The 21,226-nt window shown below is 75.4% G+C and carries 20 protein-coding genes; 8 read left to right on the top strand and 12 right to left on the bottom strand.

Annotation, left to right across the window (positions count from 1 at the left end; genetic code table 11):
- Positions 1–5: 5 nt before the first annotated feature.
- A complete protein-coding gene (locus tag ACIPW5_RS10005) occupies positions 6–863 on the bottom strand; it encodes a helix-turn-helix domain-containing protein (protein ID WP_401242872.1) in 858 nt (285 codons plus the stop codon).
- A gap of 102 nt (positions 864–965) precedes the next feature.
- Between ACIPW5_RS10005 and ACIPW5_RS10000 the strand changes: the two genes are divergently transcribed.
- Together ACIPW5_RS10000 and ACIPW5_RS09995 are read left to right on the top strand one after the other, a co-directional pair.
- On the top strand, positions 966–1,895 hold the full coding sequence (locus ACIPW5_RS10000; protein ID WP_401242870.1) for an MBL fold metallo-hydrolase: 930 nt from the start codon (positions 966–968) through the stop codon (positions 1,893–1,895).
- A 96-nt stretch (positions 1,896–1,991) separates the two neighbouring features.
- Positions 1,992–2,753, top strand: a complete 762-nt coding sequence (locus ACIPW5_RS09995; protein ID WP_401242869.1) for a DeoR/GlpR family DNA-binding transcription regulator — start codon at positions 1,992–1,994, stop codon at positions 2,751–2,753.
- 20 nt (positions 2,754–2,773) lie between these two features.
- On the opposite strand, the gene ACIPW5_RS09990 is transcribed toward ACIPW5_RS09995, so the two are convergent.
- The 6 genes from ACIPW5_RS09990 to ACIPW5_RS09965 all read right to left on the bottom strand — a co-directional run bounded on the left by ACIPW5_RS09990 (position 2,774) and on the right by ACIPW5_RS09965 (position 7,428).
- Positions 2,774–4,006 (bottom strand): FAD-dependent monooxygenase, encoded by a 1,233-nt coding sequence (locus tag ACIPW5_RS09990; RefSeq protein WP_401242866.1) that lies wholly within the window; start codon positions 4,004–4,006, stop codon positions 2,774–2,776.
- Positions 4,007–4,515: 509 nt separating this feature from the next.
- Positions 4,516–4,854 (bottom strand): antibiotic biosynthesis monooxygenase family protein, encoded by a 339-nt coding sequence (locus tag ACIPW5_RS09985; RefSeq protein WP_401242864.1) that lies wholly within the window; start codon positions 4,852–4,854, stop codon positions 4,516–4,518.
- Between the two features lie 88 nt (positions 4,855–4,942).
- Positions 4,943–5,821: a hypothetical protein gene (locus tag ACIPW5_RS09980; RefSeq protein WP_401242861.1), complete on the bottom strand. Its 879-nt coding sequence runs from the start codon at positions 5,819–5,821 to the stop codon at positions 4,943–4,945.
- On the bottom strand, positions 5,818–6,189 hold the full coding sequence (locus tag ACIPW5_RS09975; RefSeq protein WP_401242858.1) for a PadR family transcriptional regulator: 372 nt from the start codon (positions 6,187–6,189) through the stop codon (positions 5,818–5,820). The genes ACIPW5_RS09980 and ACIPW5_RS09975 overlap by 4 nt, the downstream gene beginning before the upstream one ends.
- 19 nt (positions 6,190–6,208) lie before the next feature.
- Positions 6,209–6,712, bottom strand: a complete 504-nt coding sequence (locus ACIPW5_RS09970) for a DUF3291 domain-containing protein (protein ID WP_401242856.1) — start codon at positions 6,710–6,712, stop codon at positions 6,209–6,211.
- Between the two features lie 32 nt (positions 6,713–6,744).
- Positions 6,745–7,428 carry a helix-turn-helix transcriptional regulator gene (locus ACIPW5_RS09965; protein ID WP_401242854.1) on the bottom strand — a complete coding sequence of 228 codons (684 nt, stop codon included), beginning with the start codon at positions 7,426–7,428 and terminating at the stop codon, positions 6,745–6,747.
- A 112-nt stretch (positions 7,429–7,540) separates the two neighbouring features.
- Here ACIPW5_RS09965 and thpR point away from each other — a divergent pair, with 112 nt between their 5' ends.
- Entirely contained in the window at positions 7,541–8,128 is a 588-nt protein-coding gene (thpR, locus tag ACIPW5_RS09960) for an RNA 2',3'-cyclic phosphodiesterase (RefSeq protein ID WP_401242852.1), read from the top strand.
- Between the two features lie 97 nt (positions 8,129–8,225).
- On the top strand, positions 8,226–9,680 hold the full coding sequence (gene argG, locus ACIPW5_RS09955; protein WP_401242849.1) for an argininosuccinate synthase: 1,455 nt from the start codon (positions 8,226–8,228) through the stop codon (positions 9,678–9,680).
- A 72-nt stretch (positions 9,681–9,752) separates the two neighbouring features.
- On the opposite strand, the gene ACIPW5_RS09950 is transcribed toward argG, so the two are convergent.
- Together ACIPW5_RS09950 and ACIPW5_RS09945 are read right to left on the bottom strand one after the other, a co-directional pair.
- Positions 9,753–10,967, bottom strand: a complete 1,215-nt coding sequence (locus ACIPW5_RS09950; RefSeq protein ID WP_401242846.1) for a serine hydrolase domain-containing protein — start codon at positions 10,965–10,967, stop codon at positions 9,753–9,755.
- 97 nt (positions 10,968–11,064) lie between these two features.
- Positions 11,065–11,547: a hypothetical protein gene (locus tag ACIPW5_RS09945; RefSeq protein ID WP_401242844.1), complete on the bottom strand. Its 483-nt coding sequence runs from the start codon at positions 11,545–11,547 to the stop codon at positions 11,065–11,067.
- 157 nt (positions 11,548–11,704) lie between these two features.
- Here ACIPW5_RS09945 and ACIPW5_RS09940 point away from each other — a divergent pair, with 157 nt between their 5' ends.
- Positions 11,705–12,331, top strand: a complete 627-nt coding sequence (locus ACIPW5_RS09940) for a hypothetical protein (protein ID WP_401242841.1) — start codon at positions 11,705–11,707, stop codon at positions 12,329–12,331.
- Between the two features lie 59 nt (positions 12,332–12,390).
- On the opposite strand, the gene ACIPW5_RS09935 is transcribed toward ACIPW5_RS09940, so the two are convergent.
- Complete coding sequence (locus tag ACIPW5_RS09935; RefSeq protein ID WP_401242838.1) at positions 12,391–12,999, bottom strand: GNAT family N-acetyltransferase; 609 nt, start codon at positions 12,997–12,999, stop codon at positions 12,391–12,393.
- 115 nt (positions 13,000–13,114) lie between these two features.
- Here ACIPW5_RS09935 and ACIPW5_RS09930 point away from each other — a divergent pair, with 115 nt between their 5' ends.
- Positions 13,115–13,945 (top strand): dienelactone hydrolase family protein, encoded by an 831-nt coding sequence (locus ACIPW5_RS09930; RefSeq protein WP_401242835.1) that lies wholly within the window; start codon positions 13,115–13,117, stop codon positions 13,943–13,945.
- A gap of 22 nt (positions 13,946–13,967) precedes the next feature.
- Here the strand turns inward: ACIPW5_RS09930 and ACIPW5_RS09925 are convergent, their stop codons facing one another.
- Complete coding sequence (locus tag ACIPW5_RS09925; protein ID WP_401242832.1) at positions 13,968–14,780, bottom strand: NAD(P)-dependent oxidoreductase; 813 nt, start codon at positions 14,778–14,780, stop codon at positions 13,968–13,970.
- 58 nt (positions 14,781–14,838) lie between these two features.
- Here ACIPW5_RS09925 and ACIPW5_RS09920 point away from each other — a divergent pair, with 58 nt between their 5' ends.
- On the top strand, positions 14,839–15,753 hold the full coding sequence (locus ACIPW5_RS09920) for a LysR family transcriptional regulator (protein WP_401242829.1): 915 nt from the start codon (positions 14,839–14,841) through the stop codon (positions 15,751–15,753).
- Here ACIPW5_RS09920 and ACIPW5_RS09915 read toward each other — a convergent pair.
- Positions 15,740–17,791, bottom strand: coding sequence for a calcium-binding protein (locus tag ACIPW5_RS09915; protein WP_401242826.1), 2,052 nt, complete (start codon positions 17,789–17,791; stop codon positions 15,740–15,742). The genes ACIPW5_RS09920 and ACIPW5_RS09915 overlap by 14 nt on opposite strands.
- Before the next feature lie 456 nt (positions 17,792–18,247).
- On the opposite strand from ACIPW5_RS09915, the gene ACIPW5_RS09910 reads away from it, so the two are divergent.
- Positions 18,248–20,974 carry a glycosyl hydrolase 2 galactose-binding domain-containing protein gene (locus tag ACIPW5_RS09910; RefSeq protein WP_401242823.1) on the top strand — a complete coding sequence of 909 codons (2,727 nt, stop codon included), beginning with the start codon at positions 18,248–18,250 and terminating at the stop codon, positions 20,972–20,974.
- Positions 20,975–21,226: the final 252 nt, after the last annotated feature.

Here is a 21,226-nt window from a genome sequence, read left to right as displayed (position 1 = left end):
GCGGGTCAGGCCCGGGAGCCGGCGATGGCTTGGGCGAGGAGCCTGAGGGCGGTGTGGTGCGCGGAGCCGGCCGGGGCGGTCGCCACCAGGAGCGTCTGGTCGTCGGTGACCCGCAGGGCCTGCTGGGTGACGGTCAGCTCCCCCACCAGCGGATGCCACATCCGCTGCTCGGCGGAGGTGCAGGGACGGACCCGGTGATCGGCCCACAGGGTGGCGAACTCGTCGCTCTTCATGCTGAGTTCACCGACCAGGGCACCGAGGAGGACGTCGTCCGGGTGGCGGCCCGCGGCGTACCGCAGGTTGGCGACGGCGGCCCTGGCCTTGGACTCCCAGGTGCCGTAGATCTCGCGCAGGTACGGGTCGAGGAAGATCAGTGCGGCCATGTTCGGCCGGTCCGCGGGCCGGTCGGGTGCGGCGGGATCGAGGTGGCCCGCGAACAGGGCGTGCCCCAGCGGGTTCCACGCCAGGACGTCGGCCCGGCGGCCGGTGAGGACGGCCGGGACCTCGGGCATGGACTCCAGCAGCCGGCGGGTCGCCTCGTCCACCCGCTCCGCCGGCGGGCGCCGGGCCGCGGGGCGGCGGGCGGCCAGGCCCGCGAGGTCGTGCACGTGCCGCCGCTCGGCCTCGTCCAGGTCCAGCGCGCGGGCGAGGGCGTCCAGCACCTCCGGGGAGGCGTTGTGCGCGTGCCCCTGCTCCAGCCGCGCGTAGTACGAGGCGCTGACCCCCGCGAGGAGGGCGAGTTCCTCGCGGCGCAGGCCCGGCACGCGCCGCCGCTCGCCGTACGTGTCGAGGCCGATGTCCGCCGGCGTCAGCCGGGACCGGCGGGCCTGCAGGAACGCGCCGAGGCTGCTCTGTCCGTCCATGGGGATCAGTATCGCGGGCCGCGCGGGGCCCAGCCTCTCCCTGCCGGGGATAGGCAGGGAAGGGTGTGGCTGTCCCCCCGGGACCGCCGCAGGGTGGGGTCCATGAACACCACCACCGACACCATCGAGTTGGGCGGGGTCTCCGTCACCCGGGTCCGCGAGTACTACGGGCCGCTCGGCCTGACCCCCCACGAGTTCGTTCCCGACAGCAGCGAGGAGGTCTGGGCGGCGCACGCCGGCTGGCTGCGGCCCGACTTCGCGGACGGCGAGCCGCCCGTCTCCCGGGTGGCCCTGCAGACGTGGGTGCTGCGCAGCGAGGGCCGGGTGGTCCTCGTCGACACCGGCGGCGGCAACCACAAGGCCCGGCCGGGCACGCCCTGGGACCGCCAGGAGACGGCCTTCCTGGACGAGCTGGCCCGGGCCGGGGTCAAGCCCGAGGACGTGGACCTCGTGGTCAACACCCACCTGCACGGGGACCACGTCGGGTGGAACACCCGGCTGGAGGGGGGCGACTGGGTCCCCACCTTCCCGAACGCCCGCTATCTGATCAACCGGAACGACTTCGAGTTCTGGAACCCCGCGAACGGCCACCCGTCCGTCCTGGGCGACGGCAACGCCGGCGTGTTCGAGGACAGCGTGGCGCCGGTCTACGAGGCCGGCCAGGTCCTGCTGTGGGAGGAGGGCCACCGGATCGACTCGAACCTGCGGCTGGACCTCGCCGCCGGCCACACCCCCGGCTCCAGCGTGCTCACCCTGGCCTCCGGCGGCGACCGGGCGGTGTTCGTGGGCGACCTGCTGCACAGCCCGGTGCAGGTCATGGAGCCGGACGCGAACAGCTGCTTCTGCGAGGACGCCGCGCAGTCCCGGGCCACCCGGCGCCGGCTGCTCGGCTGGGCCGCCGACCACAACGCGCTGCTGGTCCCGGCGCACTTCGGCTCCCACGGCGCCCTGGAGGTCGCCCGGGACGCGGGGGCCTTCGCGGTGAAGGGCTGGGCGCCGTTCGCCCCGTACACCCCGGACGGGCAGGGCTGAGGCCGTCCGGCGGCCGGGCGGGCGGCCGTCGGGGCGGAGGGCGAGTAGGGTCCGTCGTAGACAGGGAAGAACCCGGAGGGAACGGATCCGATCCCCATGTACGCACCCGAGCGTCAGCACCGGATCGTCCAGCTGACCCAGGAGCGCGGACGCGTCGAAGTCCCGGCCCTGGCGGAGGAGTTCGGCGTCACGCAGGAGACCGTCCGGCGGGACCTGACCGCCCTGGAACGGGCCGGTCTGCTGCGCCGGGTGCACGGCGGGGCGCTGCCCGCCGGGGGGCTGCGGCTGGAGCCGGGGCTCGCCGAGCGCGATTCCACCGCCGCTGCCGCCAAGGAACGGATCGCGCGGGCGGCGCTGGCGCTGCTGCCGGAGGAGGGGAGCCTGCTGCTGGACGCCGGTACCACCGTCTCCCGGCTGGCCGCCCTCCTCCCCCGGGACTCCACCCTCACCGTGGTCACCAACGCGCTCCCGGTGGCCGCCCGGCTGGCCGAGCATCCGGGGCTGCACCTGCACATCGTCGGCGGCCGGCTGCGGCACCGCACGCAGGCGGCGGTGGACGCGTGGGCGCTGCGCGACCTCGCCGAACTGGAGCCGGACGTGGCGGTGATCGCGACGAACGGCTTCTCGGCGGAGGCCGGGCTGACCACGCCCGACCTGGCCGAGGCGGCGGTCAAGCGGGCCATGGTGGCCGGGGCCCGCCGGGTCGTGCTCGTCGCGGACTCCTCCAAGTACGGCGCCCGGCACTTCGCCCGGTTCGCCGCCCTGGAGCAGGTCGACGTGCTGGTCACGGACACCGGGCTGACCGACGGGCAGGCCGACGAGATCGCCGGCCGCGGCCCGGAGGTCATCCGGGCCTGAGCCCTATCCGGGCCTGAGCCTTATCCGGGGAGCGGCGGGAGTCGGAAGCCCTCGAAGAGGTCGTCCATGCCGCGCAGGGCCAGCCGGTCGGGGGTGGCGCGGACCGCGAGGTCGCGGGCCGCCGCCGCGAGGGGGTTCCGCAGGGCGCCGAGGCGGCCGACGCGGCGGGCGCGGACGCGGACGGCATCGGTGCGGGCGCGGCGGGCGGCGGTGTAGGCGGCGAGGGCGGCCGGGACGGGGTCCCGGCCGCCCTCGCCGCTTTCGGCGCCTCCGGTGTCCCCGGTGTCGCCGGGAGGGAGCAGGTGGGCGAGGACGACGGCGTCCTCGATGGCCTGGCAGCCGCCCTGGCCGAGGTTGGGGGCCATGGCGTGGGCCGCGTCGCCGAGCCAGGCGGTGCGGCCGTGGTGCAGGCGCGGGAGCGGGGCGGCCAGTTCGTACAGGTCGTTCTGGAGCACGCCGGCGGGGGCGAGGCGGGCGACGCGGTCCAGCAGGGCGGGGATCGGGTCGTGCCAGGCGCCGAAGCGGCGGCGGAGTTCGGCGCGGGGGTCGGCCGGGCGGGTGCCGGCCGGGACGCGCGCGGTGGCGTAGAGGTAGTACCGGCCGTCGGCCAGTGGGGTCACCCCGAACCTCTCCCCCCGCCCCCAGGTTTCGCTCATGGCCGGAATCCGCAGGTCGGGGGCGTCCACGAGGGCCCGCCAGGCGGTCTCGCCGAGGTAGCGCAGGCCCGGGTGGGCGGGGAAGTGCGCGCGGCGCAGCGGGCTGCGGATCCCGTCGGCGGCGACGACCAGGTCTGCGGTGAGGTCCGCTCCGCCCGCGGTGCGGACGGTGGCCCGGACCCCGGTCCCGTCGGGGCCCGCCGGGTCGACGCCGGTCACCTCGGTGCCGTAGCGGAGGGATTCCGGAGGGAGGCCTGCGGCGAGGGCGGCGGTGAAGGCCGGGCGCGGGACGGCGATCGGGGGGACTCCGTAGCGGGCCGCCATGTCGGCGGTCGCGGCCCGGGTGAGCCACCGGCCGTCGGGGCGGCGTACGCCCATCACCTCCGGTACCGCGCTGCCCGTGGCGTGGGCGGCGTCGACGCCGATCGCCTCCAGTGCGCGCAGGGCGTTGGGGGCGAGGCCGATGCCGGCTCCGGTGACGGGCGGCTCGGGGGCGCGTTCGCAGACGGTGACGCGCCAGCCCCGGCGGTGCAGTGCGAGGGCCGCCGTGAGCCCGCCGATCCCGGCCCCGGCCACCACCGCGTGGCGCTGCGGCATGCGGTACCCCCTCCGTTCGCCCCGGACGCCGTCCCGACGGCGGAACCCCGACCCTACCGGGGGCTCCGCCGGTGCACGGTCCGGGCGGGGGCGAGCCCGTGGGGCGGCCGCGCGGCCGGCACCGTCCCGCGTTGCCACGCGAGGACGGCGCCCGCCGGGGGCGCCCGGAGGAACAGCCGGAGGTGACGGCCCAGAGGTGACGGCCCAGGGCCGCCGGGAAGACCGTCCGGAGGGACAACTCCGGGAAGTCCACGCGGAGGAACCGCCGAAGGGGCTGCCCGGATGGGGCCTGTCGGCTTCGCGCCGCCCCGCCGACGCCGGCAGGGCCCGGTGCTCGCGGCCGTCCACCCGAACCCGCTACCCAGCCCCGACACCCGTCCGGGCAGCTGTCCGGGCCCACGACGGGACCGCCCCGCCAGCACCGGCAAGACGCGGTGCTCGCGGCCGTCCGCCCGGACCCGGTGCCTGGACCCGATGTCGATCCGGGCGGCCGGGCGGCCGACGTCGCCTCAGCGAGGTCTTCCGGCAGTGGACTCGGCGTCCGCCGCGGAAACGGCCGGCTCGGCGAGGAGGTCGTCGACGAGGGCGAGCCTCGTCTCCGGCATCCGCTCCTCGATCGCTCCCGCCATCATCGCGATGCCCTCCGGGTCCGGCACCCGGCAGCGCTCGCGGGCCTCCTCGTCCGGCCAGCGGGCGTACGCGACCCAGGTGCCGTCGTCGGCGCGGTGGAGCCGCGAGCCGTAGCTGCCGCAGTCCCGCAGGATCGCCTCCGTCACCCGGCGCCAGCCCTCGCGGAACTGCTCTTCCGCACCCGGCCGCAGCCGCCACCGGTAGATCACCGCGAACACGATTCCCCCGTCGTCGTCCCCAAGCGCCGCCGGTCGCGCGGCGCGTGGGCACCACCGTACGGTGCGGACGCCGACGAGAGCGCCCGCGTCAGGCTCCGGCGAGCGGGGGCCGGCCGCCGCGCCGACGGCGGCGGATGCTCACCGTGGTGGCGGCGGCGAGGAGGAGGGCGAACAGGACGGGCCCGGTGAACACGTCCCGCGTCCAGACGGGCGTGCCGAGGACGAGCAGGGGCAGCGCCGCGAGGAGGACGGCGGGTGCCGTGCGCAGCCGGGCGAACGCCGGCCGCCCGGCCAGGGCCAGTCCGGCCGCCGCCGGAACGGCGAAGCTGAGCACGCCGGACCAGTCCCCCGGCGGCGCGAGCGTCAACGCCGCGGTGAGCAGCGTCGTCCACAGCAGGACGGCGCCCAGCCCGGTCGCCGTCCGAACGCGCGGCTGCGGGCGCAGGTCCGCGGGGCAGAGCACGGCCGCCAGCGCGGCGAGGAACAGCGGCGTCCGTACGAAGAGCACCAGGTCGAGGCCCCCGCCGAGGCGGACCAGGTCGACCGCCGTGGTCGCCGCGCAGCCCGCCAGTACGGTCCAGGTGCCCGCGGCCCAGCGGCCGCTCAGGGCGATCGCGGCGCCCAGCACCATCACGAAGTGGGTGACCGCCAGCAGGACGAAGGGCACCGCGAGCTCCGTGGGCATGCCGGTCGACCAGGCCGCGGGGAGCATCAGACCGGCCCACCAGACCGCACTCGCGCCCACCGCCGCGGCGGCGAACGGCGCCACCTCCGCCACGAGCTGTCCGGGGCGCCGTGCGGAGCCGAGCCCGAGCCGCATGCGCAGCGCGTGCCCGGTGATGTCCAGCGCCTCCCGGGTCCGGGCCGCCCGGCCCGCGCCGCGGGTGGCCTCGCGGTGGGCCTCGGCTATCTCGTCGCCGAACTCCCGCCGGTAGGCGGCGGGATAGAGCCTCAGCAGGGCGGTCATGCCGTCACCGTCCCGTCGGGGAGGCCGAGCAGGCCGGGTGCGGCCTTCGTGCCGAGGCCGAGGCGGCGGGTGGCCTCCTGGGCGGTGCGGGCGATCCGGGCCGCCTCGGCGGCCAGGACCTCGCGGCCGTGCGGGGCGAGCGCGTAGCTGCGCCGCCTGCGGCCGTCGACCACCTCCTCGTCGTGGACGGCGATGAGCTGCTGTTCCAGGAGCCGTTCCAGGGCCCCGTACAGCGTTCCGGTACGCATCTTCGTGCGGCCTTCCGAGATCTTCTCGACCTCCTGGGCGATCGCGTACCCGTGCCGCGGGGCGTCGGCGATCGCGGTGAGGATGAGCAGAGTCGGCTCGCGCAGAGCTTGATCGTTCACGAGCGTCACCATAGCTCGGCTACCGACATATGTCGATGACCGAGTCATGTGCCGAGTCGGCGGCGGCACGGAAGGAGGCGAAGGTGAACGCGCGGGGGGTCGGGCCGTGCTCCCTGATGCAGGCCAGCCGTTCCAGGGCCTCCTCGACGCCGGGGAGGTGGCCGGCCGGAACCCACCAGAGGGCCATGTGCGCCTCGACGTGCCGCTCGAACCAGTCCCGGCGGCCGCGCATCGCCTCCAGGTGCCCGCTGCGGTAGGTGAACTCCCACAGCGCATCCCGGGTTTCCCACACGGACATGTTGACGATGACGTCCTCGCCCAGCGGGCGCAGGGCGGTGGCGTCCCCCTCCCCGGGTTCCGTGAGCCGCCACACGAACCCGGGCGCCGCGTCGGCCGCGGAGTTGACCGGGGCGAGCATCTCGACGAACGGAGCCACGCGCGGGTCTTCGAGGGGGTAGCGGAGCGTCGCGACGTTGAGCTGGGCCAGGTGGAAGGCGGCGGGGTCGTGCGGGGATGCGGTCATGACCCCATCCCAGCACGGCGCTCATTTCTATGTCAATGATGATTGTTTTTAGAATCCTCCACCACCACGCAGCACTCCCCCGGCCGGGCGTCCATCCGGGCGCGCACCGGACCGTCCACCCCGAGCAGCCCCTCCAGCAGGGCGAGGTTCATCCCGCAGACGAGCGGCGGGAAGCGCTCGGCGACGGCATGGAAGGGGCAGTTGCGCATCCGGACGACGGCCGCCGCCGCGGCCCCGGCCTCGCCCGCGGCGTCCTCCAGGTGCGGTTCGTAGCCGCGGGCGGCCAGCACCGCCATCGCCTCCTCCAGTCCGCGGCACGGAGCCGCCGCACCGCGCAGGGCCTCACCCCTGCGGCGCGCCGCCGCACAGAGCCCGGCGTCCAGCCCCGCCCCCTCGGCGGCCTCGGCCAGCAGTTCGGCGGCCGTGAGGTAGTCGCGGGCCGGCAGCGACACCGACCACTCCGTCCGGGCCCGCGTGTACACCTTGGCGGGGCGCCCCGCACCGGGTCCCGAGCGGCCGGTCAGCCGGCGGCTGCCGCTCTCCAGCAGCCCCGCCCCGGCGAGCCGGTCCAGATGGTGCGCGGCGAGGGTGCGCGCCACCCCGGCCGCCTCGGCGGCCTCGTTCCGGCCGACCTCGCGGCCCTGGGCCACCACGTACTCGTACAGGCGGCGCCGCACGGGGTCCTGCAGCACCGCGATCGCATCGATGTCCTCCATCCCGACATTCTAGGAACAACCCACGTTGGAGATAGAAGGCCGGACAGCGCCCCGGGCGGAACTGACGGGGCGGAAGGTGACCGGGGGGCCGGGAGGCGGTACGAAGGCGTACGTGAAGGAACACACCCACCCCGCGACCGTCCGCGTCTTCATCGCCCTCGCCCCGCCCGACGAGGCCAAGGAGGAGCTGGAGCGGGCGCTCGCCCCCGCGTACGAGGCGTACCCGCGCATGCGCTGGAACCGCATCGAGGACTGGCACGTCACCCTGGCCTTCCTCGGCGAGCTCCCGGTCGGCGCCGTTCCGCCGCTGCGGCCCCGGCTCGCGGAGCTGGCGCGCACGCACCGGCCCGTTCGGCTGTCCCTGCGCGGCGGCGGGCACTTCGACGAGCGGGTGCTGTGGAGCGGGATAGGCGGGGAGCTGGAGGAGCTGCACGTACTGGCCGCCGAGGTGCGCGCCGTGGTCAAGGAGTGCGGCATCGGCTTCGCGGACCGGCCGCTGCGGCCCCACCTCACCCTGGCCCGGGCGCGGCGCGGCGACCACCGTGCCGCGCCGGAGGCCGCGGCGGGGCTCGACGGGTTCGCCGGGCGGGAGTGGCCGGCACGGCGCCTGCACCTGGTCGGGAGCAACATCGGCCGGGGACCGGGGCCGATCCACTACCGGGACATCGAGTCCTGGCCCTTCGGCGGCGGCGAGAGCTGAGGAGTGCGGGGTTCCGCGTTCCGGGACGCAGCCCGGAGAACCGTCCGGGATGCGATCCGGAATTGCATGACCATGCGGCAGCATGCATAATCTTCCTATGTCTAAGGTCCTCACCTCCCTTCCCGCCGGCGAGCGCGTCGGCATCGCCTTCTCGGGCGGCCTCGACACCTCCGTCGCGGTCGCGTGGATGCGCGACAAGGGTGCCGTCCCGTGCACCTACACCGCCGACATCGGCCAGTACGACGAGCCCGACATCGCCTCGGTGCCCGGCCGTGCGAAGACCTACGGCGCCGAGATCGCGCGCCTGGTCGACTGCCGAGCGGCGCTCGTCGAGGAGGGCCTGGCCGCGCTGACCTGCGGCGCGTTCCACATCCGCTCGGGCGGGCGGGCCTACTTCAACACCACCCCGCTCGGCCGCGCCGTCACCGGCACCCTGCTGGTGCGGGCCATGCTGGAGGACGACGTCCAGATCTGGGGCGACGGCTCGACCTTCAAGGGCAACGACATCGAGCGGTTCTACCGCTACGGTCTGCTCGCCAACCCCCACCTGCGGATCTACAAGCCGTGGCTGGACGCGGACTTCGTGACCGAGCTGGGCGGCCGCAAGGAGATGTCGGAGTGGCTGGTCGCCCACGACCTGCCGTACCGCGACAGCACCGAGAAGGCGTACTCCACCGACGCCAACATCTGGGGCGCCACCCACGAGGCGAAGACCCTGGAGCACCTCGACACCGGTGTGGAGACGGTCGAGCCGATCATGGGCGTGCGGTTCTGGGACCCGTCCGTCGAGATCGCCACCGAGGACGTGACCATCGGCTTCAACCAGGGTCGCCCCGTCACGATCAACGGCAAGGAGTTCTCCTCCCCCGTCGACCTGGTCATGGAGGCCAACGCCATCGGCGGCCGCCACGGCATGGGCATGTCCGACCAGATCGAGAACCGGATCATCGAGGCCAAGAGCCGCGGCATCTACGAGGCGCCGGGCATGGCCCTGCTGCACGCCGCGTACGAGCGCCTGGTCAACGCGATCCACAACGAGGACACCCTCGCCCAGTACCACAACGAGGGCCGCCGCCTCGGCCGGCTCATGTACGAGGGCCGCTGGCTGGACCCGCAGGCCCTGATGGTCCGGGAGTCCCTCCAGCGCTGGGTCGGCGCGGCCGTCACCGGCGAGGTGACCCTGCGGCTGCGGCGCGGCGAGGACTACTCGATCCTCGACACCCGGGGCCCGGCGTTCAGCTACCACCCGGACAAGCTGTCCATGGAGCGGACCGAGGACTCGGCCTTCGGCCCGGTGGACCGGATCGGCCAGCTCACCATGCGCAACCTGGACATCGCCGACTCCCGCGCCAAGCTGGAGCAGTACGCGGTGCTCGGCCTGATCGGGACCGGCAGCCCCGCCGTCGGCGCGGCGCAGGCGGCCGCGACCGGGCTGATCGGCACCATGCCGGAGATGCCGCAGGGCGGCGCCGAGGCCATCGCCTCGCGCGGCGAGGTCTCCGCCGACGAGGAGATGCTGGACCGCGCCGCGATGGAGTTCGGCACGGACTGACCCCCTCCGCGGGCGGTACGACGCAACGGGCCGGTTCCGGCGCCCCCAGGGCGCCGGAACCGGCCCGCGTCGTCAGCTCCGCGGCGGCACGGGGTCGGGGGTGGCGTCGGGCTGGGCCGCCGCCGGCAGGGTCCACCGGTGGTCCGGGGTCGCGATGGTGGTGACCTCGTGCCCGATCAGGGTGCTCAGGTTGCCGAAGTCCCCGTCCACATCGGAGTTGACGATCACCACGAGCACCGCGCCCTCCTGCGGCAGGCGGGCGGCGATCGTCTCGTACCCGGGCAGCTCGCCGTTGTGCCCGACCCAGCCGTCGATCTCGGCGATGCCCAGGCCGTAGCCGACGCCGCGGTGGCCGGTCGGCAGCATCCGCATCCGCTGGGCCTGCGTACCCGGCTCCAGCAGCCGGCTCCCGTCGGGCAGCTTCCCGCCGGTCAGGGCGGGCACCCAGGTGTGCAGGTCGTCCAGGGTGGAGGTCATCGCGCCGGCGGCCCAGGCCCAGGAGGGGTTCCACCGGGAGGCGTCGGCCACCTTCCCGTCGGGCGTGAAGTCCGTGTAGCCGTGGGCGTACGGGCTGGGGATCTCGGCGCCCTTCGGCAGCGCGGTGTCGTCCAGGCCGACCGGGTCCAGGACGTGTGCGCGCAGGTAGGAGGAGAGGTCCTGGCCGCTCATCTTCTCCACGAGCAGGCCGAGCAGCACGGTGTTGGTGTTCGAGTACTGCCAGCGGGCTCCCGGGGGGAACTGGGCGGGATGCCGGAAGGCGATGCCCAGCAGCTCGCGCGGCGTCCAGGAGCGGGTGGGGTCGGCCCGGAGCGTGGCGAGCCACTTGGTGTCCTGGGTGTAGTCGAAGAGGCCGCTGCGCATCTCGGCGAGCTGGCGGACCGTGATCCGGTCGCCGCCGGGGACGCCGTCGAGGTGCCGGGAGACGGGGTCGTCGAGGCGGAGCCTGCCGTCGTCGACGAGCTGGAGCAGCGCGGTGACCGTGAAGGTCTTGGTGACGCTGCCGATCCGGGTGAACAGGTCCGTCTTCATCGGGGCGCCGGTGGCGGTGTCCGCCGTGCCGAAGGAGCGCTCGTAGGATCCCCGGCCGTCGAACCACAGCCCGACGGTGACGCCGGGGATGCCGGCCTTCTTCATGGCCGCGGTGACCGCCTCGTCGAGCCGCTCCGCCGTGGCCGCGTCCACGTCCGCCCGGCCGGGCACCCCCGCGGCCGGGGCCTGGCCCGCGCACAGCGCGGTGAGCAGCAGGGATGCGGCGGCGAGCGCGGTGCCCGCCCGGAAGCTGCGCATGGGGTACCCCCTCTGCACGCGGGTCCCCGAGGCCTCACTCCATCGTAGGAAGGCCGCCCGTGCCCGGCGACCGAGCGGGGCGGCCGGCGGGGGCGCGTCAGTACACGAGCTTGTACGTCACGTCCTTGGGGACCGGGTGCGGTGCGGTGTCGGTGTAGAGCAGCCGGATCGTGGTGAAGCGCCGGACGTCGGGGTGGTCCGGCCAGGGCTGCGGCTTGCTCAGGGTCACCGTCACCGGGTGGGCGCGGAAGCGTCCCGCGGCACAGTACGGGCGGCAGTCGTTGACCATGTCGGTCCCGGTGGCGGTCGCGGTGCGCGGCCCCCAGCTCTCCCAGCGCAGTCCGACCAGCCGGTTGTTGCCGTCGCCGCAGGCGAGCAGGTACTCGTCGGGGCGGACCTGGGGCTTGTCGAAGCAGTCGACCACGACGAGCGGGTCCGGGGCCGCGACGGTTCGGGCTGCGGAGGCCGGCCCGGCGGCCGCCGCGAGGGCCGCGAGCACGCACAGCAGGGCCGCTCCGCGCGCCCCTCTGCGGCGCGTCCGTACGGCCCGGGTCCCTCGCGGAGCTTCCTTGGCTTCCATCAGCCCCTCCTCGCCAGTCCGTCGCCCGGCCGGCGCCGCGGCACTGCCCAGCTTTCCGCATCCGGCCGCGGCCCGCACCCGCTGGGGGTGCGGGGCCGGGGCCCGGCGCCGGAAATCCGTTGCCGGGCGCGGCGTCCCGCCCGGAGAATCGCCGTCCATGGGAACGGACATCCACGGGTTCGTGGAATGCGCGGACGAGTGGGGCGAGGAGCCCTGGTGCGCCGCGATCGACCTCGCGCTGCTGTACGACGGCCGGGACTACGACGCCTTCGGCTGCCTCTTCGGCGTGCGCAACTTCGCGGGCTTCCGGCCCCTGGCCGAGGGTCGTGGGCTGCCCGGGGACGCCTCCCCGGCGGTCCGCGCGGAGCACGCGGGCCTGGGGTCCGACGCGCACGGGGCCACCTGGATCGGCTGGGCGGAGCTCAAGCGGGTCGACTGGTCGGAGCCGGCGCAGCGGGTGGACGCCCGGATCCGCGAGTACCGGCGCACCGGGGACAGCTGGGTGATGACGGGCGAGGCGGCCTGGAGCCCCCGGGTCGCCGAGGTGGCCGGCCTGGCCCGGCAGCGGGACCCGGGGCGGCTGTTCCGGTACGAGGAGCACGACTGGCCGGAGGGCACGGAGTGGGCCGACGGCGACGACGTCCGCTACCGGGTGGAGCGGATGACCCGGGGCGAGGCCGTCCCGCCCGACGGCGCGTGGAAGCCGCTGTGGACCGTGATGGAGACCCTGGCCGCACTGCACGGCGACGAGAACGTGCGGCTCACCGTCTGGTTCGACTGCTGAACGGCGCCCGCCCCGGGGCGCGGGGCGGGCCGGGGCGGGCCGGGGCGGGCGCCGTGGTGTCAGGCGGTGCGGGGGGCGCGGCGCATGGCCCAGAGGGTGGGGCCGCCGCCCGGGAGCTCGACCTCGCCGAGGACCGTGAAGCCGAAGTGCTCGTAGACGGGCAGGTTGGACGGCTTGGACGACTCCAGGTAGACGGGCAGGCCCGCCGCGTCGGCCTTGGCCAGGCCCGAGCGCAGCAGCGCGGAGCCGTGGCCCCGGCCCTGGCCGGCCGGGTCCGCGCCGATCAGCGCCAGGTACCAGTGCGGCTCCTGCGGCGCGTGCCGGGCGGCCAGTTCGACGGCGTCGCGGAACAGGTGGGCCCGGTCGCCGAGGATCTCCGTGAGCTCCCGGATCGTCTCCGCGTCGGGGACGGACTTCTCGTGCCCCTCGGGCGACACCCAGAAGGCGGCCGCGGCGTCCGTGCGCTCGCACACGCCGTGTCGGGCGTACTGGCGCGTGAAGATGGTGCTGAAGTACCGGGTCAGGTTCTCATCCCGCGCATCCTCGGCGGGGAAGAACCAGTTCATCATCGGGTCGTCGTGGAAGGCGCGGGCCAGGGCGCGGCTGATCGACGGGGCGTCGTCAACGGTGGCCGTCTTCGGCAGGTTTGTCATCGACATACGGGTCATTCTGCACGCGGATGATCTTGAACTCGGCGGGGGGGGTCCCATTGACCGCGACCCCCTACGTCCCGGTAACTTGGGGGCCGCCGAGGAGGATCCGACCGGAGGGACCGCAAGACCCGTGGCAGATCACGACCTGACCGGCTTCACCAGGGACACGTTCACGCACGAGGGCACCACACGGCGGCTGCTGCGCCGCGGCTCGGGCCCGGCGGTGATCGTCATGGCGGAGATCCCCGGCATCACCCCCAAGGTCCTGGAGTTCGCCGAACGGGTGGCGGACACGGGCTGCACCGCCGTGCTGCCGGTGCTCTTCGGCGAACCCGGACGGGACGCGGACCCCCGCACCGCGGGCTGGCCGCAGGCCGGGCGGTACCTGGCGTCGACCATGCGGAAGGTGTGCGTGAGCCGGGAGTTCACCCTGCTCGCCACCGGGCGGGCGTCCCGGGTGGTGACCTGGCTCCGGGCGCTCGCCGCGGCCGAGCACGAGCGGTGCGGCGGCCCCGGGGTCGGCGCCGTCGGGATGTGCCTGACCGGCGGGTTCGCGCTGGCCATGGCCACCGATCAGCGCCTGCTCGCCCCGGTGCTGTCGCAGCCGTCGCTGCCGCTGGCCCTCACCCCCGGCCGGGCGGGCCGCATCGACATCTCCCCCGAGGAACTGGCCGTCGTCCGCGGGCGCTGCGAGCGCGAGGGCCTCCAGGTGCTCGGCCTGCGCTTCCGGGGCGACCGACTGGTGCCCGGCGACCGGTTCGCGTACCTGCGCCGCGAGTTGGGCGACGCGTTCGTCGCCGTCGAGCTGGACGACTCGGCGGCCAGCCCGGACAGCCCCCTGCCCCCGCACTCCGTCCTGACGGAGCACCTGGTCGACGAGCCGGGGCAGCCCACGCGACAGGCGCTGGACACCGTCCTCGACCTGTTCCGGACCCGGCTGCTGACGGCCGGCACCGGCTGACGCCCCGCGCGGGTGCCCCCGGTCAGTCCCAGAGGGGCGCCCGCGGCCGGATCCGGGACAGGTCCTCGCCCGCCAGCTCGGGGCGGGCGGCGAGCTCGGCGTGGACGGCGCTCAGCACCGGGAGCCGGGTCCCGGCGGTGTCCAGCGCCAGGGAGACGTCCTTGGCGGCCAGGGCCACCGGGAAGTGGGAGCCGGCCGCGAAGGTGCGGGCCACCGCTCCCGACAGTGGGCCCCTGGCCAGTTCGCCGCGGACCAGCCCGGCGGGGAGCCCGAGGGCCTGGCCGAGCCGGAGGGCCTCGGACACCAGGGCCACACCACCGATCGCCGCGTTGATCAGGACCAGTTTGAGGGCGGCCCCGGAGCCGGGGGCACCGCATGCGGTGACCTCTCCCAGCCGCTCCAGGACCGTGCGCACCGGGCCGGGGAGCGGTCCGCCCGCCAGGATCCACAGCTCTCCGGCCGCCGCCCGGTCCACGCTGCCCATCACCGGCGCGTCGGTCAGCGAGACCCCTTCCGGGAGGCGGGCGGCCAGCTCGGCGATCGTGTCGGGCCCCACCGTCGAGGTGTCGATCCAGTGGGTGCCCGGCCGCAGGGCCGGGAGGACGGAGCCGGCCACGGCACGGGCGGCGGCCGGGTCGGCGAGCATCGTGATCACGACGTCGGCCCCCGCGGCCGCCTCCCCCGGTCCGTCGGCGAGGCGGGCGCCCGCGGCGACCAGCGGGCCGGCCTTGTAGGGGGTGCGGTTCCAGACGGTCAGCGGGTGTCCGGCGTCGAGCAGGCGACGGGCCATGGGCAGGCCCATGGCCCCGAGGCCGAGGAATGCGATCTTCTCCATGGCCCCGACGCTAGGACCGCCCGAGGCATGCGACAAGCGAATGTCTAGCATGGCTGCCATGCCCGATCCACATGGCTCGTACGAGGTGTTCCTGCGGGTGGCCCGGGACGGTTCCTTCACCGCCGCCGCCCGGGCCCTCGGGTACACCCAGTCCGCCGTCTCCCGGCAGGTCCAGGCCCTGGAGGAGGAGTGGGGCACCGCCCTGTTCGACCGGCTGCCGCGCGGGGTGCGGCTGACCGAGGCCGGGCGCGTCCTGCTGCCCCACGCCGAGGGCGTACGGGACCGGCTGCGGGCGGCGCGCGCGGAGCTGACCGCGCTGCGCTCCCTCGGTGGCGGCACCCTGCGGGTCGGGGCCTTCGCCGCCGCCAACGTGTCCCTGGTGCCGCGCGCCCTGGCCGCCTTCGGGGACCGGTACCCGGGTGTCACCGTCGTCCACTCGGAAGGGCCCACCGCCAAGCACGCGGCGCTGCTGGCCGAGGGCGCCCTCGACCTGGCCGTGCTGAGCACCCCCGCCGGGGTCGAGCTGCCCGGCCCGGAGCTGCACCACCTGCTGGACGAGCCGATGTACGCGGCGCTGCCGCTCGGCCACCGGTACGCGGGGCGCTCCGTGCTACACCTCGCCGAACTGGCCGACGAGGACTGGATCGAGGGCGACGTCCGCCCCGAACAGACCCTGCTGGCGCCCGCGCTGGCGGCCGGGTTCCGGCCGCGGGTGGCGTTCCGGGTCAACGACTGGACCGCCAAGCAGGGTTTCGTGGCCGCCGGGCTCGGCATCACGGTGCTGCCGGAGCTGGCGGCCGGGGCGGTGCGGCCGGACGTCGTCCTGGTGCCGGTCGACCCGGCGGACCTGCCCTGCCGGAAGGTGTACGCCGGCACCCCGCGCGGGCTGCGCCGACCGCCGGCGGTCGGCGCCTTCCTGTCCCTGCTGCGGTCCGCCGCCGCCGGGCGGCGGACGGCGGTCAAGGGCAGCTGACGCGGGTGTCGCCCGGGTCGGTGGTGCAGGTGTCGGTCCCGTAGCCGCCGTTGGCCGTGTCGTTGCCGGCGACACCGTCGGCGGTGTTGAGCCGGTCGTTGCCGTAGTTGCCGGTCAGGACGTCGTTCCCGGTGCCGCCGACGAGGGTGTCGTCGCCGAAGCCGCCGTCGGGCCGGTCGTTGCCGGCGCCCGCGTACACCGTGTCGTTGCCGTAGCCCGCGTTGACGGTGTCGTTGCCGCTGAGGGAGCAGATCACGTCGTTGCCGAAGGTTCCGGTGACGGTGTCGTTGCCGCTGGTGCCGATGATGGTGCAGCCCCGCGTGTTGGCGACGGCGGTGGTGACGCTCGCGGTGTTGTTCGCCGCCTGCGGGTCGCTCTCGACGGCCGTGACGCGGGCCGTGTCGGTGAGGGTGCCGGCCCGCGTGGGCTCGGCGGTGACCGTGACGGTCACGGTGGCGCCGGGGTCGAGGGTGCCGAGGGCGCAGGTGACCTGGGCCGGGGCGGTGGTGCAGCTGCCCCGGGTGGTGGTGGCGGCCAGCAGCCCGCCGGTGCCGGTGAGCGTGTCGGTCAGCTGGACGCCGGTCGCCCGCGTCGTGGTGCTGTTGTTGGTCACGCGCACGGTGTAGGCCGTGGGGTCGCCGAGGGCGAGGGTCGCTGCGCCGGTCTTGGTCACCGACAGGTCCGCGCCCGGCGGGGGCGGCGGCGTGGTTCCGGTGCCCTCGTAGCGGAGCACGGCCTGGGCGGTGGAGTCGTCGGTGACGCCGGCGACCACGATCTTCCCGTCCGGCCGCAGGGCGACGGCGTGGGCCTCCTCCCAGTCCTCCGCGAAGTCGAAGCCCACGTCGGTGGTCACCTTGCCGTCGCCGCCGAAGGAGGCGTCGAGGGTGCCGTCGCCCAGGTAGCGGGCGACGGCGAAGTCGTTGCCGCCCTCCGTTCCGCGCCCCACGCCGACGGCCACGAGCCTGCCGTCCGGCTGGAGCGCCACGTCGTGGGCCGCGCCCAGGCCGCCCTCGAAGACGGTTCCGACCCGGCCGTCCCCGCCGAAGGAGGGATCGGGGGCGCCGGCGGTGGTGAGCCGGGCCACGGTGAACCCCTCGGGGCTCTGGCCCGCGATGACGATGCGGTCGTCCGGCAGCAGCGCGACGCCGTTCGCGGTGTCCCCCGTACCGCCCCAGTCGTAGACGGCGGTCCCGTCGCCGTCGAAGCCCGGGTCGAGGGCGCCTGCGGCCGTGTAGCGGGCCACGGCGACGTCGGTGGAGTAGGAGGGCGAGGTGTAGCCGCGCTGCCCGACGGCGACGATCCGCCCGTCGGAGGCCAGCGCGAGGTCCTGGACGGAGGCACCGCCTCCGGCGAAGGCCGTCGTCACGAGGCCGTCGCCGTCGCCGAACGCGGCGTCGGGGGCGCCGCCGGGCAGCAGCCGTGCCAGGGCGAAGTCGCCCCGGGCCGCGCCGGCGACGAGGATCCGGTCGTCGGCCAGCACCCGGACCGCCCGGGCCGCGGTGCCCCGGCCGAAGTCCGGGAACACCCGGCCGCCGTCGCCGAAGGAGGTGTCGGGGGTTCCGTCCGCGAGGTAGCGGAGCACCGTGAACCGGCCCCAGCTGACGCCGTCCTCCTCCGCGGTGCTGATGCCCGCCACGACGATGCGGCCGTCGGACTGGAGGGCCACCGCGTGGCCCGCGTCGTCGGGGCTGAGGTGGGTCCGCACGACGCCCCCGGTGCCGAAGGAGGGGTCGGGGCTGCCGTCCGCGGTGTAGCGCAGCAGCGAGAAGTCGCTGCCGTCCTCGCCGCCCTCGGCGGGGGTCACGCCGCCGACGGTGATGATCCTGCCGTCGGGCTGCAGGACCATGTCCTGGACGTCCTCGTAGTACGAGAGGTCCGTGACGACGATGCCGTCGCCGCCCCCGAAGAGCGGATCGAGGTCGCCGGCCGCCGCCAGCGCCGTCCCGGGACAGGCCACCGCGAGCGCGGCCGCGGCGACGGCCGCCGTGCAGGCCCGGCGGAGCCTGCCGCGCGCACCGGGGGTGGAGGACTGGGGCATGCGGACGGCTCCCTCGGCTGGCTCCGGCGTGCGGACGCGGGGGTCCGGCCCGACGGTCGGCGGCCGGGAGCCCGCGCGACGGATCGTAGGAGCCGCCCCGCGCCGCCCCCCGCCGTCGTACCGGGACACGCCGGGCGGGGCCGCGCCGGATCAGCCGATCGGCTCCCGCGCGGCCGGCGGACCGTGTCTTGCGGATCACGCCGGGCCCGCGACGCTCCCCCGGCCACCGCCGGGAGGTGCCCCCACCGTCGTGGCTCCCTCCCCGGCCTTGCGGGGCACGGCACCTGGCGGTACCTCCCGGCGGTGGCCGGGGGAGCCCCGGGCCGACCGGCCCGGGGCCGGCCGCGACGGCCCGCGTACGCCGCGCCGGGCACGAGCCGTCGCGGCGTGTCCCGGGCCCGGCCGTGACAGACTCCGCGCGGAATCCCGAGCCCCGTCCCCCCACGGGAGGCCTCCGTGCCGCACCGCCCCGCCCCCGCGTACGCCCGGACCGCCGCCCTCGCGGCCGGTTCCCTGGTCCTCGTCCTGGCCGCCGGGGCCTCCCCCGCGGCGCCCGCGCCCGCACCCCCTCCCACGGCGGGGGTGCGGGCGACCGCCGTCGCGGCGGCGCCCGGGACCGGTACGGTCCTGGCCTCGTACGCGATCCGGTCGACGGCGGAGGTCTCCGACACCGCCGCCGAGGTGTCCAGTCCCGGCTATCCGGTGACGGGCTGGTACCCCGCCGGGTCCCGGTCCACGGTCCTCGCGGCGCTGCTCGCCGCCGGCGCGTACCCCGACCCCTTCTACTCCACCCAGCAGAAGCAGATCCCGGCCGGGGACTTCACCGTCCCCTGGTGGTACCGCTCCGACTTCACCGTCGCCGACCCGGGCGCCCGTACGTACCTGGACTTCAGCGGGGTGATCTCCGCCGCCGACGTCTACGTCAACGGCCGCCGGGTCGCCGACGCAGGCACCGTCACCGGCGCCTACACCCGGCACGAACTCGACGTCACCGCCCTCGTCCGGGCGGGCACCAATACGGTCGCGTTCAGGATCCGGCCCAACAACCCGCGCAAGCACCTCACGATGGGCTGGCTCGACTGGCTGCAGCCGCCGCCCGACGAGAACATGGGGATCGTCCGCGACGTCACCGTGCGTCGGGGCGGCCCGGTCGCCCTGCGCGACGCGCACGTGGTGACCTCCCTGGCCCTGCCCTCGATGGCCACGGCCGAGCTGACCGTCAAGGCGCGGGTGCGCAACGACTCGGCGGCCGCCGTCACCACGACCGTCTCGGGCACCGTCGGCCCGGCCTCCGTCAGCCGGAGCGTCACCCTCGCCCCGCACGAGACCCGGACCGTGGTCTTCTCCCCCGCCGACCACCCGGGCCTGCGGCTGGCGTCGCCCCGCGTGTGGTGGCCCGCCGCGATGGGCGGGCAGCCCCTGTACTCCCTCGACCTGACCGCATCGGTGGACGGCACGGCCTCCGACACCGCGCACGAGTCCTTCGGCATCCGCGACGTACGGGCTCCATTGAACGCCGACGGGGCGCGCCAGTACGTGGTGAACGGGCGCCCGCTGCTGATCCGGGGCGCCGGCTGGTCCCCCGACGAGTTCCTGCGCTGGGACACCCGGTACACCGAGGACCGGCTCCGGTACGCCCTCGACCTGGGGCTGAACGCGCTGCGCCTGGAGGGCCACATCGAGCCCGACGAGTTCTTCGACCTCGCCGACCGGTACGGGATCCTCACACTGCCCGGCTGGGAGTGCTGCGACAAGTGGGAGGGCGAGGTCAACGGCTCGGAGGCCGGGGAGCGGTGGGAGAGCGCCGACTACCCGGTCGCGAAGGCCTCGATGGCCGCCGAGGCCGCCCGGCTGCGCCACCACCCCAGCGTGGCCTCCTTCCTGATCGGCAGCGACTTCGCCCCGGACCGGACGATCGAGCAGGGCTACCTCGACGCGCTGGAGGCCGCCGACTGGACGGCCCCCGTGGTCCCCTCGGCCTCCGCCCGGTCCTCACCGGTCACCGGGCGCTCCGGGATGAAGATGACCGGCCCCTACGACTGGGTCCCGCCCGGCTACTGGTACGCCAAGCGGGAGGGCGGAGCGACCGGCTTCAACTCCGAGACCAGCGCCGGCCCCGACGTCCCCACCCTGGACACGCTGCGCCGGATGCTGTCGCCGGCGGAGCTGGAAAGCCTGTGGAAGGACCCCTCGGCGGCCCAGTACCACCGCTCGCCCTCGTCCACCTTTGCGACGCTCAGGCTGTACGACGCGGCCCTGGCGGGCCGTTACGGTGCGCCGACGGGTCTGGAGGACTACGTGCGCAAGGCGCAGCTCGCCCAGTACGAGGCCGTGCGGGCGCAGTTCGAGGCGTACGCCCGCAACGCGAAGGACGCCTCCGCGCCGTCGACCGGGGTCGTGTACTGGATGTTCAACAGCGGCTGGACCTCGCTGCACTGGCAGCTGGTGGACCGCTACCTCGACCAGGGCGGGGCCTACTTCGGGGCGAAGAAGGCGAACGAGCCCCTGCACATCCAGTACGGGTACGACAACCGCGCCGTGTCGGTCGTCAACAGCCGCGCCGCCGCGGCCTCGGGGCTGACCGCGCGGGTGACCCTCTTCGACCCCGACGGCACGCAGCGCTACGACCGGACGGTGACGGGGCTGAGCGTGGCGGGCGGGGGCGCGAGCAGCACGGCGCTGACCCTGCCCGCGTCGGTCCCGGGCCTGGCCACCACCCACCTGGCCCGGCTGCTGCTCACCGACGCCGACGGGCGGGAGATCAGTCGCAACGTCTACTGGCTCTCGTCCCGGGCCGACGTGCTCGACTACTCCGGGAGCACCTGGTACCACACGCCGACGACCGCGTACGCCGACCTCAAGGGGCTGAGCTCGATGCCGCGTTCGGCCGTGGCGGCGACCTCCGCGACGGCCTCGGACGGGCAGGGGGTCTCGACGACGACGGTGACCGTGCGCCACACCGGGAAGGGGAGCGCCCCGGCGCTGCTCACCGACGTGCACCTGCTGGGAGCGGGGGGCGAGCCGCTGCTTCCCGTCCGGTGGAGCGACAACCAGATCACCCTCTGGCCCGGCGAATCGGCGACGCTGACGGCGGTCTACCGGACGGCGGACCTGCGCGGCGCGGCACCGGCCCTGCGGATCTCCGGCTGGAACACCCCGACGACGACGGTCCCGGCCGGGTGACGGCGGCGGCGGGTGTTCCGGGGCGGCCGTGGCCGGCCGGGTCCTGCCGGGCGGGCGCGGCTCGGGCGAGCCGGTGGACCCGCTCGGGCTGCTGTTGACCGCCGTCGGCACGGGGCTGCTGGTCGCGCCGTCGTGGCGGCGGGCTCGCCGGGGGTGCGGACCGGACTGCTCTGGCCCGTCCTCGCCGGTTCGGCGGCGGCGCTGTGGGGGGCCTTCGCGCTGGCCTGGTCGGCGGCCGTCGCCTCGCCGACC

This window comes from Streptomyces sp. NPDC090077, from assembly GCF_044747545.1.
GTDB lineage: Bacteria > Actinomycetota > Actinomycetes > Streptomycetales > Streptomycetaceae > Streptomyces.
This window is presented reverse-complemented; position numbering and strand designations above follow the sequence as displayed.

What these genes read in the sequence shown, in the direction of transcription:
- ACIPW5_RS09970 (WP_401242856.1), bottom strand. Translation starts at nt 6,712, where the DNA reads ATGACCGCATCCCCGCACGACCCCGCCGCCTTCCACCTGGCCCAGCTC.
- ACIPW5_RS09995 (WP_401242869.1), top strand. Translation starts at nt 1,992, where the DNA reads ATGTACGCACCCGAGCGTCAGCACCGGATCGTCCAGCTGACCCAGGAG.
- argG (WP_401242849.1), top strand. Translation starts at nt 8,226, where the DNA reads ATGTCTAAGGTCCTCACCTCCCTTCCCGCCGGCGAGCGCGTCGGCATC.
- ACIPW5_RS09950 (WP_401242846.1), bottom strand. Translation starts at nt 10,967, where the DNA reads ATGCGCAGCTTCCGGGCGGGCACCGCGCTCGCCGCCGCATCCCTGCTG.
- ACIPW5_RS09935 (WP_401242838.1), bottom strand. Translation starts at nt 12,999, where the DNA reads ATGACCCGTATGTCGATGACAAACCTGCCGAAGACGGCCACCGTTGAC.
- ACIPW5_RS09945 (WP_401242844.1), bottom strand. Translation starts at nt 11,547, where the DNA reads ATGGAAGCCAAGGAAGCTCCGCGAGGGACCCGGGCCGTACGGACGCGC.
- ACIPW5_RS09990 (WP_401242866.1), bottom strand. Translation starts at nt 4,006, where the DNA reads ATGCCGCAGCGCCACGCGGTGGTGGCCGGGGCCGGGATCGGCGGGCTC.
- ACIPW5_RS09980 (WP_401242861.1), bottom strand. Translation starts at nt 5,821, where the DNA reads ATGACCGCCCTGCTGAGGCTCTATCCCGCCGCCTACCGGCGGGAGTTC.
- ACIPW5_RS10000 (WP_401242870.1), top strand. Translation starts at nt 966, where the DNA reads ATGAACACCACCACCGACACCATCGAGTTGGGCGGGGTCTCCGTCACC.
- ACIPW5_RS09915 (WP_401242826.1), bottom strand. Translation starts at nt 17,791, where the DNA reads ATGCCCCAGTCCTCCACCCCCGGTGCGCGCGGCAGGCTCCGCCGGGCC.
- ACIPW5_RS09920 (WP_401242829.1), top strand. Translation starts at nt 14,839, where the DNA reads ATGCCCGATCCACATGGCTCGTACGAGGTGTTCCTGCGGGTGGCCCGG.
- ACIPW5_RS09925 (WP_401242832.1), bottom strand. Translation starts at nt 14,780, where the DNA reads ATGGAGAAGATCGCATTCCTCGGCCTCGGGGCCATGGGCCTGCCCATG.
- ACIPW5_RS09965 (WP_401242854.1), bottom strand. Translation starts at nt 7,428, where the DNA reads ATGGAGGACATCGATGCGATCGCGGTGCTGCAGGACCCCGTGCGGCGC.
- ACIPW5_RS10005 (WP_401242872.1), bottom strand. Translation starts at nt 863, where the DNA reads ATGGACGGACAGAGCAGCCTCGGCGCGTTCCTGCAGGCCCGCCGGTCC.
- ACIPW5_RS09940 (WP_401242841.1), top strand. Translation starts at nt 11,705, where the DNA reads ATGGGAACGGACATCCACGGGTTCGTGGAATGCGCGGACGAGTGGGGC.